The organism is Diaphorobacter nitroreducens (genome assembly GCF_002214645.1).
GTDB lineage: Bacteria > Pseudomonadota > Gammaproteobacteria > Burkholderiales > Burkholderiaceae_C > Diaphorobacter > Diaphorobacter nitroreducens.
The window spans coordinates 2,181,070-2,195,422 of sequence record NZ_CP016278.1; the positions used below are offsets into that span (position 1 = coordinate 2,181,070).

7 protein-coding genes are annotated in these 14,353 nt (G+C 66.8%); 3 read left to right on the forward strand and 4 right to left on the reverse strand.

What is annotated here, in order from left to right; translation table 11 throughout:
• Together BA022_RS10215 and BA022_RS10220 are read right to left on the reverse strand one after the other, a co-directional pair.
• On the reverse strand, positions 1–1,134 hold the full coding sequence (locus tag BA022_RS10215; protein WP_088887434.1) for a response regulator: 1,134 nt from the start codon (positions 1,132–1,134) through the stop codon (positions 1–3).
• Positions 1,135–1,169: 35 nt separating this feature from the next.
• A complete protein-coding gene (locus BA022_RS10220) occupies positions 1,170–6,005 on the reverse strand; it encodes a response regulator (protein WP_088888588.1) in 4,836 nt (1,611 codons plus the stop codon).
• Positions 6,006–6,298: 293 nt separating this feature from the next.
• Here BA022_RS10220 and BA022_RS10225 point away from each other — a divergent pair, with 293 nt between their 5' ends.
• The 3 genes from BA022_RS10225 to BA022_RS10235 all read left to right on the forward strand — a co-directional run bounded on the left by BA022_RS10225 (position 6,299) and on the right by BA022_RS10235 (position 10,965).
• The gene (locus BA022_RS10225; protein WP_088887435.1) at positions 6,299–8,170 is read left to right on the forward strand and encodes a gamma-glutamyltransferase family protein; all 1,872 of its coding nucleotides are present in this window, start codon (positions 6,299–6,301) and stop codon (positions 8,168–8,170) included.
• 326 nt (positions 8,171–8,496) lie between these two features.
• Positions 8,497–9,123: a TRAP transporter small permease subunit gene (locus BA022_RS10230; protein ID WP_047349613.1), complete on the forward strand. Its 627-nt coding sequence runs from the start codon at positions 8,497–8,499 to the stop codon at positions 9,121–9,123.
• 21 nt (positions 9,124–9,144) lie between these two features.
• Positions 9,145–10,965 carry a TRAP transporter large permease gene (locus BA022_RS10235; RefSeq protein WP_088887436.1) on the forward strand — a complete coding sequence of 607 codons (1,821 nt, stop codon included), beginning with the start codon at positions 9,145–9,147 and terminating at the stop codon, positions 10,963–10,965.
• A gap of 138 nt (positions 10,966–11,103) precedes the next feature.
• Here BA022_RS10235 and BA022_RS10240 read toward each other — a convergent pair whose 3' ends face one another.
• On the reverse strand, positions 11,104–12,186 hold the full coding sequence (locus BA022_RS10240; protein ID WP_011804476.1) for a TRAP transporter substrate-binding protein: 1,083 nt from the start codon (positions 12,184–12,186) through the stop codon (positions 11,104–11,106).
• Positions 12,187–12,459: 273 nt separating this feature from the next.
• The gene (dxs, locus tag BA022_RS10245) at positions 12,460–14,349 is read right to left on the reverse strand and encodes a 1-deoxy-D-xylulose-5-phosphate synthase (protein WP_088887437.1); all 1,890 of its coding nucleotides are present in this window, start codon (positions 14,347–14,349) and stop codon (positions 12,460–12,462) included.
• Positions 14,350–14,353 lie beyond the last annotated feature (4 nt).

Below are 14,353 nucleotides of genomic sequence, written 5' to 3' on the forward strand. Positions count from 1 at the left end.
TCAATGGGGATCGGGGTAGCGCTGTGCGATGCCGCGGAAGTCGTCGGCCAGTTCCACGAACGCATCCACCATGTCCGGGTCGAAGTGCGTGCCCCGCCCCTTGAGGATGATGGTGCAAGCCTGCTCATGGGAGAACGCCGGCTTGTACACGCGCTTGCTGATGAGTGCGTCATACACGTCGGCCACGGCCATCAGGCGCGCAGACACGGGAATGGCGTCGCCCTTGAGGCCTTCGGGGTAGCCCGATCCGTCCCACTTCTCCTGGTGGCTGTACGCGATCTCCTTGGACACGCTGAGGAAGGCCACGCGCATGCCCAGGCGCTGCTCGGCATCCTCGATGGCCTTGCGCCCCAGCGTGGTGTGGGTCTTCATGATCTCGAACTCCTCCACCGTGAGCTTGCCCGGCTTGAGCAGGATGCTGTCGGGGATGCCGATCTTGCCGGTGTCGTGCAGCGGCGCCGACTTGTACAGTAGATCGATCATGCGGTCGTTCAAGGCCGCCTCGAAGCGCGGGTGGTGGCGCAGACGCTCAGCCAGGGCCTTGACGTACAGCTGCGTGCGGCGGATGTGGTTGCCGGTTTCGTTGTCGCGCGTCTCGGCCAGAGAAGTCATCGCCATGATGGTCACGTCCTGGATCGCCTGCACCTCCAGCGTGCGCATCGCCACCTCACGCTCCAGGTAGGCGCTCTTGTCGCGCAGGAAGTCGGCCGTGGCCTTGAGCGCCAGGTGCGTGGCCACGCGCGCCAGCAGGATGGAGGGGCTGATGGGCTTGGTGATGTAGTCCACCGCCCCCAGCGCCAGGCCTTCGCGCTCGTCGTCGGGATCGGAGCGCGCGGTGAGAAAGATCACCGGAATGTGACGCGTGGCCTCGTTGGCCTTGAGGCGCCGGCAGACCTCGTAGCCGTCGATGCCGGGCATCATGATGTCCAGCAGCAGCAGGTCGGGCGGAGCGTCGGACTGCGCGATTACCAGGGCCTTCTCACCGCTGGCCGCCACCTTGACGCGGTAATGCCCCTGCAGCAGTCCGGCCATGAGCGTCAGGTTGTCGGGCGTGTCGTCCACTACCAGCACGGTGGCGATGGGCTTGTCGACCAGGCGGTCCGGAGCGGCGTTCACGTAGCGTTGCTGATCCATGGGAAGTCCTGCCAAAGAGTTGGTGGGATGGGGCGTCATTCCGCCGGGGCCGCGGGGCATGCCTCCAGCCGCCGCAGCGCGTCGTCATAGGCGAAGCTGCGCACGCTGCGCTCCAGCGCATCGAAGTCCGCACCCAGCAAGGCGGCAAGCCCAGCCGCGTTGCGCTGGAGGTAGTCGCCTGCGGCCGGGTCGTCCGCGCGCAGCAGCGTACGCAGCCCGCGCAGCAGCTGGGCGGGCGTCTGCGGCGGCACGGTGGCCTCGCGAGCGTCCGCGCCCGGAGCCTGCCGGGCCCAGGCACCCAACGCCTGCAGCAAAGGCGCCATATGCCCTGCCAGGGCCGCCAGCAGGGGCTGGAGCGTTTCTGCCGGCGCCTGAGAGCGCAGCGCCTGCTCCAGTGCCTGCGCATGCCGCGACACCGGCTGCGCACCGAGGTTGGCGGCCACCGAGCGCAGCGTGTGCGCGGTGCGCTCGGCCAGTGCCCAGTCCTCCGCCTGTATGGCCGCCTGCAGGTTCTGGACGACGTCACTCTGGCTCAGCGCGAAGCGCTGCAACAGTTCGGCGTACAGCCCCGGCTTACCCGAAGCCCGCTTCAGGCCCAGCGCGGTATCCAGGCCCGGCACACCCTGTGGCAGGGCAGGCGCGAATGCAGGTGCCAGCGGCGCGTTCGCCGGGGGTGCGGGCGAGTGCGATGCCGCCTCGGGGCGCGGCGACAGCCAGCGCACCAGCGTGGCCCACAGCACTTCGGGGTCGATGGGCTTGGGCACGTGGTCGTTCATGCCCGCGGCAAAGCAGCGCTCCCGGTCGGCCTGCATGGCATTGGCAGTCATGGCGATGATCGGCAGGCCGGCATGGCGCGGGTCGGCACGCAGTTGCCGCGTGGCCGTTTCGCCATCCATCACGGGCATCTGCATGTCCATGAGCACCACGTCGTACCGGCGCCGGTCGATGCATGCGATGGCCTCCTGGCCGTTGGACGCCACATCCACCTGCATGCCCGCATCGCGCAGCAGCTCCTGCGCCACGATCTGGTTGAGCTCGTTGTCTTCCACCAGCAGCACCACCGCACCGCGCAGCACGGCGGGTGCGGCGCCAGACGCAGACCGCGGCAGCGGATGCACGTCCCACGCCTGGGCCAGCGGCTGCATGAGCGTGTCGAACAGCACCGACGCGCTCACCGGCTTGACGAGCACGTTGTCGATCCCCGCGCTGCGCGCTGCGTCCATCACCTCGTCGCGCCCGTGCGCCGTAACCATCAGCATCTGCGGGATATGCGCAAGGCCCAGCCCGCGGATGCGGCGCGCCAACTCGATCCCGTCCATCCCCGGCATGTGCCAATCCAGCAGCAGCAGGCCGTAGGGGCGCTGCTCGGCCACCGCGTCGCGCAGTGCCTGCAGCGCCTGCACGCCCGAGTGCACCTGCGTGGCCTGCAGGCCCATGGTCTGTAGCATGTCCACCAGCACCTGGGCGGCGGTGTGGTTGTCGTCCACCACCAGCACCCGGCAGCCGCGCCAATCGCTGCGCAGCAGCGCGCGGGGCAGCGGCTCGCCCCGTACCAGCGGCACGATGATCCAGAAGGCCGAGCCCTGCCCTGGTTCGCTGCGCACGCCCACTTCGCCGCCCATGAGTTCGGCCAGGCTCTTGCTGATCGCCAGGCCCAGGCCCGTGCCGCCGTAGCGGCGGGTGGTGGAGGAATCGGCCTGCTCGAAGCTCTGGAACAGCCGCTGCATCTGCTGCGGCGCGATGCCGATACCGGTGTCGCGCACCTCGAAGCGCAGCAGCACGCGCGCGCCTTCGTCGCGCTCCAGCCGCACCAGCAGATGGATCTCTCCTTGCTCGGTGAACTTAACGGCGTTATTGGCAAAGTTGATGAGGATCTGCCCCAGGCGCAACGCGTCGCCCACCAAGTGCTGCGGCACGTCGGGGGCCACGTCCAGCACCAGCTCCAGCCCCTTGGCCGCCGCCTTGAAGCCCACCACGTCGGCCACGCCTTCCAGCATACGGTCCAGCGCGAAGGGGCTGCGCTCCACCACGAGCTTGCCGGCCTCGATCTTGGAGAAGTCCAGGATGTCGTTGATCACGCCCAGCAGATGCTGGCCCGCCTGCTGCATGCGCACCACGTAGCCGCTTTGGCGCGCATCCAGCCCCGACTTGAGGGCCAGGTGCGACATGCCGATGATCGCGTTGAGCGGCGTGCGGATCTCATGGCTCATGTTGGCCAGGAAACGCGACTTGAGCGCCGCCGTCTCCTCGGCCAGTTCCTTGGCGCGGCGCAGTTCCACTTCGGCGCGCTGGCGGTCGGAGACGTCCACGAAGGTGCCGATGACTCCGCCCGCCGAGCCGTCCGGGCGGTTGAACCCATGCAGCCAGAACATCGTGTGGTGCACCAGTCCATCGGCATACGGCATGGCCATCTCGCGGTGCACGGACTGCGCGCCCCGCAGCGCGGCCTCGGTATCCGCGTGCAGGCGTTCGCGCTCCAGCATGGGCAGGAACTCCAGGTCCAGCACCGTCTTGCCGATGAAGTCTTCCGTATGGATGTCGAAGGCCTGGACATAGGCCCGGTTGAAACCCAGGTAGCGCCCCTGCGCGTCTTTGTAGAAGAGCGGTACCGGAATGGCATCGATCAGCGCCTGCTGGAAGGCGAGCTGCTCGGCCACGCGCGCCTCCAGCATCTTCTGGTCATGCACATCCACCTGCACGCCGATGATGCGCGCGGCCTGTCCTGCTTCGTCGCGCACCACGCGCGCGGTACACAGGATCCAGCGCGTGCTGCCATCGGCGCGCACGATGCGCCAGGAATCGCGCAGACGGCCGCCGCCCTGGCCGGCCTGTGCCTGCGCCAGCAGGCCTTGCACGCGCGCACGGTCTTCGGGATGGATCACATCCATCCACGCCTGGAACGGCCTCTCTGCGGCATGCCCGTCCTTTTGCGCCGGCAGCGACGCCGCGCCATACAGCTGCTCCAGTTGGGGCGACCACACCATGCGCTGCGTCAGCAAGTTGTAGTCGAACACGCCGATGTGCCCCGCCTCCTGCGCCAGCTCCAGCCGCGCGTTGGCTTCGCGCGTGGCAGCCTCGGCGCGCTGCGCCTCGGTCACGTCCTCGATCACCCACAGCGATGCGATCTGCACGCCCTCCATCTTCAGCCCGCGGCCCGCCATGCGCGCCGTGAACGACGTGCCGTCCGGACGCCGCAGCACGGCCTGCTCGCGCACCGAGCCACCGGCCAGAAGCATGGGAACGGTCCGTGCAGTGAAGGCGCCGTAGCCGGCCTCGCCTGCGAACAGGTCCTGTACCGGGGTTCCCGCCAGGGCATCGTCCGAGGAGCGCAGCAGTTCCGCCAGGGCACGGTTGAACTGCCGTATCTGCCCGTCGCAGACGAGCACGATGGGCGGCGCGTTGTCAAAAAGCGCTGTCTGTTGTTCCAGCAGTTCGCTCAGGCGGCGCTCACGCCGCTCCAGCTCTTGTGCGGCCTCGATGCGTGCGGTCACGTCCTGCAGCAGCCCCACGATCGCGATGCGCCGGCCCTTGGCGTCGAACACCGGCGACAGCGTGGCTTCCTCGTGGTACAGGGTGCCGTCCCGGCGCCGGTTCACGAAGCGTCCGCGCCAGGAATGGCCGGCCAGCAACCGGCTCCACATGTCCCGGTAAGTACCGGCGGGCGTGTGTTCGCTGGCGGCTATCGATGGCTTGCGCCCGCGCACTTCACCCAGCGTGTAGCCGGTGTTGCGTTCGTACTGGGGATTGACCCACGCGATCACCCCTTCCGCATCGGTGATGACGATGGAAATGGGACTGTTCTCCAGTGCCGCGCCCAGCACGGAAAAGCGCTGCATGCTCTCCGCCAGGCGGCGCCGGTTGCGCAGCGCGTCCAGCGCCATGGCGCCCACGAGCGCGAAGAGCGCGAACGCGCCCCCTCCCACCATCCAGCGCAACCCCATGGGCATGATGGCACTCATGTCGTCCAGCAACACCAGCTGCCAGGGGCCCGCAGGGTCCTCCCAGTCCACGGCGCGGCGGCCCACGGCATAGCGCACGCCGTCGATCAGCGCTTCGCGGGAGTCGATGGAAAACGGCAGGGCCGACACCAGCCCGTTGTCGAAACGGCTGCCAAACTGGCGCGTGCTGCGCACCGCGTCGATGCGTTCCTGCGTCAGGGGCGCGGTCATCGCGTAGAGCCACTCCGGACGGGTGGAAGAGAACACCACGCCCTGCGGCGACATCAGCAGCACGGGATGCCCCGCCCGCGTGAGCAGGCGGTCGAAATGGGAGAACCCCACCTTGACGGTAACCACACCGATGATGGGACTGGACGGGGTATCGCTCTCATACAGCGGCGCTGCGTAATAGAGGCCGCGCTCCTGCGACGTGCCGCCCAGGGCGGCATATACGGACGCATTGCCCTGCAAGGCCTGCTGAAAATAGGGCCGATGTCCCAGCTGCGCACCGGTCGTGCGGTTACCGGCGGTGTCATGCGCTACCACCGTGCCGTCGCGCGCGATCACGTAGGCACCATCCACCATGAAGCGGCCGCGGATGACGCCCAGGCGCGCCAGCACCGGCGGCGCATCGTAGGGCAGAAAGCCCTGCGCGGCAGCCTTGAGCGACGGCTCGCTCAAGCCAAGCAAGGTAACCATCCCCAGCAGCGGGCCGTTGCTGCTCTCGCTCAGCAGCGTCTGCTCCATGCCTTCCAGCAGCTGATTGCGTTCGTGTTGGCGCTGTTCCGAGCGCACCAGCGCGACCGCTTCCACTGCCAGCCAGGCACCCAGCGCCGCCAGCACGAGCACCCATAGGGCGCCCCGCAACCACCGGCCCTGTGGGTCGCGCAGCGAATCGCGCAGAACAGCCAGCCGTTCCTTGCGCTCAGGCATGGCCGTCATGCCTGCCAAGGGGCCGAGCGACCAGCCACACATCGGGGGAGCTTTTCAAGGAAACCTCCATCAGCCCCGTGTTTCGGGGGTCGGTGCAAGATGCGTCACAGACGCGTGGCGCGCCGTGATCCAGTGGGTGCGCGGAGTATGTCAAAACGTAACCATTTTCGCCATCCCGCATGACACTTATCCACCACCTGCCAACAGCAGCGTACCAGCATGTAACAGCGGGAGCGTGTGACCTTCCTGCCCAGTACGATGGCCCGGATCACGCCACCACCAAGGAGACCCCGATGCGACCGTACCTGCGCGCCCAACGTATGACCGCCTCTGTCGTTGCCGCCCTCGCGGTGGTGACGCTGGCGGCCTGTTCCAGCTCCCCAGCCGCATTCCACTACCAGGCGCCGCAGCAGCCCGAGGGCTCTTCCGGCTACACGGAGAAGCCCGGTTGGGCTACCGAGCGCTTCGCGGTGGCAGCCGCCAATCCGCTGGCGACCGACGCCGGCTACCAGGTGCTGAAGGCAGGCGGCTCGGCGCTGGATGCGGCCATCGCGGTACAGATGGTGCTTACCCTCGTGGAACCGCAGTCCAGTGGCATCGGCGGCGGCGCGTTCCTGCTGCACGCGGCTGGCAGCAAGGTCGAGGCCTACGACGGGCGCGAGACCGCCCCCACGGCCGCCACGGAGAACCTGTTCATTGGCGCCAATGGCAAGCCCATGGCCTTCCATGACGCTGTGGTGGGCGGGCGCTCGGTCGGCGTGCCGGGTACGGTGCGCATGCTGGAGCAGGCCCACAAGGAACACGGCAAGCTTGCCTGGGCCTCACTGTTCGAGCCCGCCATCCAGTTGGCGGAACAGGGCTTCAAGGTCAGTGCGCGCCTGCACACCTTGCTGGCCAATGAGAAGTTCCTCGCGCAGGACCCCGTGGCGCGTGCCTATTTCTTCGATGCCGCTGGCCAACCCTGGCCCGTGGGGCACACGCTCAAGAATCCTGAGCTGGCGAGCGTGCTGCGTGCCATTGCCAGGAACGGCTCCAAGGCGCTGCTGGAAGGGGAAGTGGCCCAGGCCATCGTGGCCAAGGTCCAGGGCCACGCAGGCAATCCCGGCGGGCTCAGCCTGGCCGACTTGGCAGGCTACCAGCCCAAGAAACGAGAGGCCCTGTGCTCCGACTACCAGATCGGCGCTAAAGCCTATCGCGTCTGCGGCTTTCCGCCGCCCAGTTCCGGCGCCATTGCCGTGGCGCAGATCCTGGGCATCCTGAAGAACACCGATGCCACGACCATGCCGTTGCAGGAGGGCCCCCAAGGTTCCGCCGACCCGCTGGGCCCGCTGCCCACGGCCGACTGGCTCTATCTGTACAACGAAGCCGCCCGCCTGGCCTTCGCCGACCGCGCGCAATACGTGGCCGACCCCGATTTCGTGCGCCCCCCTGCCGGCAGCTGGATGAGCCTGCTGGACCCGGCCTACCTCGCCAGCCGCGCACGCCTCATCCAGCCGCAGAGCATGAAGGTAGCCCAGCCCGGAACCCCCGGCGGGGCGCAGACCAGCATGGCGCCCATGCCCGACCAGCCGGAGTACGGCACCAGCCACATCAGCGTCGTCGATGCCCGGGGCAATGCCGTCGCCATGACCACCACCATCGAAGACCAGTTCGGCTCCCGCCAGATGGTCAGCACCAGCAGCGCGCGCAGCGGGGGCTTCCTACTCAACAACGAACTGACCGACTTCAGCTTTGCGCCGCGCGACGCCCAGGGCCGCCCCATCGCCAACCGCGTCGAGCCGGGCAAGCGCCCCCGCTCGTCCATGGCGCCCACACTGGTGTTTGACAAGGCGTCCGGGCGCCTGCTGATGAGCGGAGGCAGCCCGGGCGGCGCGCTCATCATCCACTACACCGCCAAGACGATCTACGGGATCTTCAACTGGGGCCTGACGCCGCAGCAGGCGATCAATCTGCCCAACTTCGGCAACCTCAACGGCCCCACCCTGCTGGAGGAAAAGCGCTTCACCTCCACCACGATCGACAACCTGCGCGCACGCGGCGCGGAAGTGCGCGAGATGAACATGACCAGCGGCCTGCAGGCCATTACGCGCAGCGAAGTGCATGGCAAACCCATGTGGCTGGGCGGAGCGGACCCGCGGCGCGAAGGCGTGGTCATGGGCGACTGAAAGCCCCGATCCCCCCCTGGCGACGCACGGGCGATGCGTCGCCCTTCGTGCGGCAGCGCGTGGACCGCCTGCGCTATTGCGTGCGCCGTTTTCTCCCATTTTCATAGCAGCGCAACGCCCCTCCCCCTGCGGGGGCAGGCTAAACCCTTTACCTGGCGAGGCTGCGTGACTTCGTAGAATGTCACCTTTGTAAGGACGTGTGCGCGGCGCCGCCGACCGTGCCCTGCCTACCGACGGCAGCGTCAGCGTTCTGCAAATCGATCTGGCCCATGCCCCACCCCGCGTGCGGACAGACACGCGCACCCAGCCATCTTCTTGGAGACACCATGCAGGCTTTACTTTCACTGTCGCGGGCCATCGACAGGCTCAACGCGTTCGTGGGCAAGTATTCAATCTGGCTCATCTTCGCATCCACTTTCATCAGTGCCGCCAACGCCATCGTGCGCAAGGCGTTCGACACGAGTTCCAACGCCTTTCTGGAAGTGCAGTGGTACCTGTTCGCATGGTCTTTCCTGATCGCCGCCGGCTGGACGCTGCTCAACCGCGAGCACGTGCGCATCGACGTGGTCAACAGCCGCTTGCCCAAGAAGGTGCAGGTGTGGATCGACATCGTGGGCTTTGCGCTCTTTCTCACCCCGCTGTGCATCACCATCCTGTACCTGAGCATGCCGGTCGTGATCCAGATGTACCAGTCGGGTGAAGTGTCCGGCAATCCTGGCGGCCTGATCCGCTGGCCCGTATGGGTGGCGATTCCCGTCGGTATCACGCTGCTGATGCTGCAAGGCTGGTCCGAACTCATCAAGCGCATCGCTTTCCTGCGTGGCCAGGGGCCCGATCCCATGGGCAAGCTCAGCGACAAGAGCGCTGAAGAAGAACTGGCCGAGGCGCTGCGCGCCGAAGCTGAGAGAAAGCAGGAGCAGGCCCTGTCCGCCGCTCCCGCCGCGCAACGCTGATCTGCCCCAGGAAAGCATTTCATGGAATTCATCACAAGCAATTACGCCCCCGTCATGTTCGGGGGCCTGATCATCTTCCTGCTGCTGGGCTTCCCCGTGGCGTTCAGCCTGGGCGCCTGCGGCCTGCTGTTCGGCTTCCTGGGGATCGAGCTGGGGGTCTTTCCTTCATCCGTGATGGCCTGGCTGCCGCAGCGCCTGATCGGCATCATGGCCAACGACACGCTGCTGGCGGTGCCCTTCTTCACGCTCATGGGCCTGATCATGGAGCGCAGTGGTATGGCGGAGGACCTGCTCGACACGGTGGGCCAGGTGTTCGGCCCTTTGCGCGGCGGCCTGGCGCTGGCGGTGGTTTTCGTGGGCGCGCTGCTGGCGGCCACCACCGGTGTGGTGGCGGCCTCGGTGATCTCCATGGGCCTGATCTCGCTGCCCATCATGCTGCGCTACGGCTACGACCGGCGGCTCGCCAGCGGTGTGATTGCTGCATCCGGCACCCTGGCCCAGATCATTCCCCCTTCACTGGTGCTGATCCTGATGGCCGACCAGCTCGGCCGCAGCGTGGGCGAGATGTACAAGGGCGCATTCGTGCCCGCATTCATCCTTGTGGGCCTGTACGTGCTGTGGGTGGTCATCCTGGCCATCTTCAAGCCCCAGTCCGTACCCGCCCTGCCACCCGAGGCGCGCATCTACCGCGAAGACAACGGCAGCTCCGGCTATGCCTCGCTGGCCGTCGTGATGGGTATCTCCACGGCAGCATCGATCTTCCTGGCCGCTCACATGGCCGACGTGCATACGTGGTGGACAGGCACCGAAGTGCTGGATGTGCCGACCGATGAGAAGGTCGTCACCGCCATGTGCGGCGGCACCTTCATCGCGTTCGTCATCGCGAGCATCAACCGCGTGCTCAAGCTGGGCATGCTCTCCCGCCTGGCCGAGCGCGTGACCTTCGTGCTGATTCCGCCACTGCTGCTGATCTTCCTGGTGCTGGGCACCATCTTCCTGGGCATTGCCACGCCGACCGAAGGCGGCGCCATGGGTGCCATGGCGGCGTTGGTCATGGGCTTCGCGCGCCGGCGCCTGGACATGCCCCTGCTCAAGCAGGCGCTGGGCGCCACTACGCGCCTGGCCAGCTTCGTAATGTTCATCATGATCGGCGCCACCACGTTCAGCCTGGTGTTCCAGGCGGCCGACGGCCCGAAGTGGGTGGAGCACCTGCTGGCCAGCCTGCCCGGCGGACAGGTGGGCTTCCTGATCGTGGTGAACCTCATGATCTTCTTTCTGGCGTTCTTCCTGGACTACTTCGAGCTGTCCTTCATCGTGGTGCCGCTGCTGGGACCCGTCGCCGACAAGATGGGCATCGATCTGATCTGGTTCGGCGTGCTGCTGGCGATGAACATGCAGACCTCGTTCATGCACCCGCCTTTCGGCTTCGCGCTGTTCTTCCTGCGCTCGGTAGCCCCGGACAAGCCCTACATCGACCGGGTGACGCACAAGGCCATCCAGCCCGTGACCACCATGCAGATCTACAAGGGCGCCATTCCCTTCGTCCTGATCCAGTTGATCATGGTGAGCCTGCTCATCGCCTTCCCGTCCATCGTGACGGGCAGCCTGGACAAAAAGGTGGAAGTGAACATGGAAGCAGTGGGCGCGCAAATGATGGATGCGCTCCAGGATGCGGAGAGCTACGGGGCCCCAGGCAACGACCCGTTCGCATCGCAGCCCGCTCCAGACGCCGAGCAGGCACCTGCACCGGAGGGCGAGTTGGCACCCCCTGCCGACGGCGGCTACGGCTCGGACGACCCAGCCAAGGCGCTGCAGGACGCCATGGGCTCGGGCAGCAAGTAAGCCGTCTCACCCCCACTAAAAGCCCCGGTATGCCGGGGCTTTTTTAGTTTGCGCGGGCAACAAAAAAGCCGCAGGGAACTGCGGCCTCGTTGGATTGGTCGCAAGCCGCCGCCGCAAGGGCAGCAGCCCGCCACGCGATCAGATCTTCACACTGTTCATGTACTGGTTGAACGGGAACTCCGAGAAGCGGTTCCACAGGATCTGGTCGCGCTGGAAGGCGCGCATGTCCTGGTGGATCTTCTTGAACTCGGGCGACTTGGCCTCGTGCTCGGCAAACACTTCCATCGACGCCTTGAAGCCGGCGTCCATGATCGCCTTGGGGAACGCCTTAAGCTGCGTCTTGTTGGCCACCAGGTTCTTGATGGCGCGCGGATTGAACACCTGGTACTTGGCGGTCATGTCGGCAGCGGCCACGCGGGTGGCTGCGTCCAGGATCGCCTTGTGCTCGGGCGACAGGGCGTTGTACTTCTTGATGTTGATGAAGAACTCCAGGTCAGCGGAGCCTTCCCACCAGCCGGGATAGTAGTAGTACGGCGCCACCTTGTTGAAGCCCAGCTTTTCATCGTCGTACGGGCCAACGAACTCCACGGCGTCCAGCGTGCCCTTCTCGAGCGCCTGGTACACGTCACCGGCGGGCATGTTCTGCGCCACCACGCCCAGCTTGGCCATGGCCTCGCCGAACACGCCGCCGCCCAGGCGCATCTTCAGGCCCTTGAGGTCAGCGACGGTCTTGATTTCCTTGCGGTACCAGCCGCCCATCTGGGTGGTGGTGTTGCCGGCGCTGGCGGTCTTGAAGTTGTATTTCTCGAAGAAGGCATCCAGGTACTTGCGGCCGTTGCCGTGGTCCTTCCAGGCGGCCATCTGCAGCGTGGTCAGGCCGAAGGGCACGGCGCAGCTGAAGGCGAACACGGGGTCCTTGCCGGTGAAGTAGTAGGCGGCCGTCTGGGCCATATCGATGGTGTCGCCCTGCAGCGCATCCACCACGCCAAACGCGGGCATCAGCTCGCCGGCGGGGTGCACGGAGATCTCGAACTTGCCGCCCGACATCGCCTTGACGGCCTGGGACAATTTTTCTGCACTGCCAAAGATCGTGTCCAGCGACTTGGGGAAGCTGGAGGCAAGGCGCCAGCGAACGGCGGCCTGGGCATGCACTGCGGGTGCAACCCCGGCTGCGAGTACGCCAGCCAAACCGGCCTGCTTGATGATTGAGCGACGATCCATGGACAAATTCTCCGAAATGATGAAGCAAACAAACAGTAACGCGGTTGAGTGTACGCGCCGCTGAATCCCGCCGATGAGCGGAGGTAAATTGTAAAAACGTGGGTTGCCGGCCCCGTTGCGGGTTTCCCCTGAAAAATCCGCGAATGGCGCGTATTACTCGGCCGGGCAAGGAGCAGCGCAGGCCTCCGCGATGGGCTGCACAGGCGCCGCGACGCATCCCAGCGGCACGCTGCCGCGGGATGACTGCATTGTTGTGAAGGGAAGGAAAGCGCGTCAGGCCGCTGCCAGCGCCTGCTCGCCCGGCAATGCGCCGAAGCGCTCGGTGATGGAGCGCTGTATGCCAGCGGCGTCCAGCCCCTGCAGGGCCAGCAGCTTGGCCGGGTCGCCATGCTCGATGAACGCGTCGGGCAGGCCCAGTTGCAGCAAGGGGCGCTGCACGCCTGCGGCGGCCAGCGCCTCGGCCACGGCACTGCCGGCGCCGCCCATGATGCAGCCCTCCTCGACGGTGACCAGCGCATCGTGCTCCGCTGCCACCTGAAGCAGCAACTGCGTATCCAGCGGCTTGGCCCAGCGCATGTTCACCACCGTGGCGTCCAGCGCCTCGGCCGCCTGCAGCGCCGGGTACAGCAGCGTGCCGAAAGCCAGGATGGCAATGCGCCGGCCCTTGCGGCGCACCTCGCCCTTGCCGAAGGGCAGCCCCTCCAGACCGGGTAGCGGCGCCACGCCCACGCCCGCGCCGCGCGGGTAGCGCACGGCCACAGGGTGGTCTTGCTCGTAGGCGGTGGTGAGCAGTTGGCGGCATTCGCGCTCGTCGGCCGGGCAGGCCATGCTCATGTTGGGAATGCAGCGCACGAAAGCGATGTCATACGCGCCGGCGTGCGTGGCGCCGTCCGCACCCACCAGGCCCGCACGGTCCAGGGCAAACACCACGGGCAGGTTCTGCAGCGCCACGTCGTGGATGAGCTGGTCATAGGCGCGCTGCAGGAAGGTCGAGTAGATCGCCACCACCGGCTTCACCCCCTCGCACGCCATACCGGCGGCAAAGGTCACGGCGTGCTGCTCGGCGATGCCCACGTCGTAGTAACGCTCGGGAAAGCGCTGGTGGAACTCCACCATGCCCGACCCCTCGCGCATGGCGGGCGTGATGCCCACCAGGCGCTCGTCCTTCTCGGCCATGTCGCACAGCCACTGGCCAAAGACCTGCGTGAAGGTCTGCTTGGGCGGCGTGGCCGGTTTCACCAGGCCCACGCGCGGGTCGAACTTGCCCGGGCCGTGGTAGGCCACCGGGTCGGCCTCGGCCAGCTTGTAGCCCTGGCCCTTCTTGGTGACTACGTGCAGGAACTGCGGGCCCTTGAGGCCGCGGATGTTTTCCAGCGTAGGAATCAGCGAGTCCAGATCGTGCCCATCAATGGGGCCGATGTAGTTGAAGCCGAACTTCTCGAACAGCGTGGCCGGCACCACCATGCCCTTGGCCTGCTGCTCCAGGCGCTTGGCCAGCTCCAGCAGCGGCGGCGCGTTCTTGAGCACACTCTTGCCCACGTCGCGTGCCTTGGCGTAGAACTGTCCGCTCATGAGCTGCGCCAGGTAGCGGTTCAGTGCACCCACGGGCGGGCTGATGCTCATGTCGTTGTCGTTCAGGATGACCAGCAGGTTGGCGTCGGCCACGCCGGCGTTATTCAGCGCCTCGAAGGCCATGCCGGCGGTCATGGCGCCGTCGCCGATGATGGCTACACAGCGGCGTTCGTCGCCGCGCTGCTTGGCCGCCAGCGCCATGCCCAGCGCCGCGGAGATGCTGGTGGACGAGTGCGCGGTGCCAAAGGTGTCGTATTCGCTCTCGGCGCGCTGCGGAAAGCCCGACAGGCCGCCCAGCTGGCGCAGCGAGGGCATGCGGTCGCGCCGCCCGGTCAGGATCTTGTGCGGGTAGGTCTGGTGGCCCACGTCCCACACCAGCCGGTCGCGCGGCGTGTCGAACACGGCGTGCAGCGCCACGGTCAACTCCACCGTGCCCAGGTTGGACGACAGATGCCCGCCGGTCTTGGACACGCTCTCCAGCACGAAGGCGCGCAGCTCCGTAGCCAGTGCCTTGAGCTCGGCACGGGGCAGCCGGCGCAGGTCGGCGGGATCGTTCACGCGCTCAAGCAGCGGATAGTTCGTCGTGGACATATGC

Bases quoted from the DNA above. Each gene is read 5' to 3' on its own strand.
- BA022_RS10240 (WP_011804476.1), bottom strand. From the start codon at position 12,186: ATGGATCGTCGCTCAATCATCAAGCAGGCCGGTTTGGCTGGCGTACTC.
- BA022_RS10220 (WP_088888588.1), bottom strand. From the start codon at position 6,005: ATGCCTGAGCGCAAGGAACGGCTGGCTGTTCTGCGCGATTCGCTGCGC.
- BA022_RS10215 (WP_088887434.1), bottom strand. From the start codon at position 1,134: ATGGATCAGCAACGCTACGTGAACGCCGCTCCGGACCGCCTGGTCGAC.
- BA022_RS10225 (WP_088887435.1), top strand. From the start codon at position 6,299: ATGCGACCGTACCTGCGCGCCCAACGTATGACCGCCTCTGTCGTTGCC.
- BA022_RS10230 (WP_047349613.1), top strand. From the start codon at position 8,497: ATGCAGGCTTTACTTTCACTGTCGCGGGCCATCGACAGGCTCAACGCG.
- dxs (WP_088887437.1), bottom strand. From the start codon at position 14,349: ATGTCCACGACGAACTATCCGCTGCTTGAGCGCGTGAACGATCCCGCC.
- BA022_RS10235 (WP_088887436.1), top strand. From the start codon at position 9,145: ATGGAATTCATCACAAGCAATTACGCCCCCGTCATGTTCGGGGGCCTG.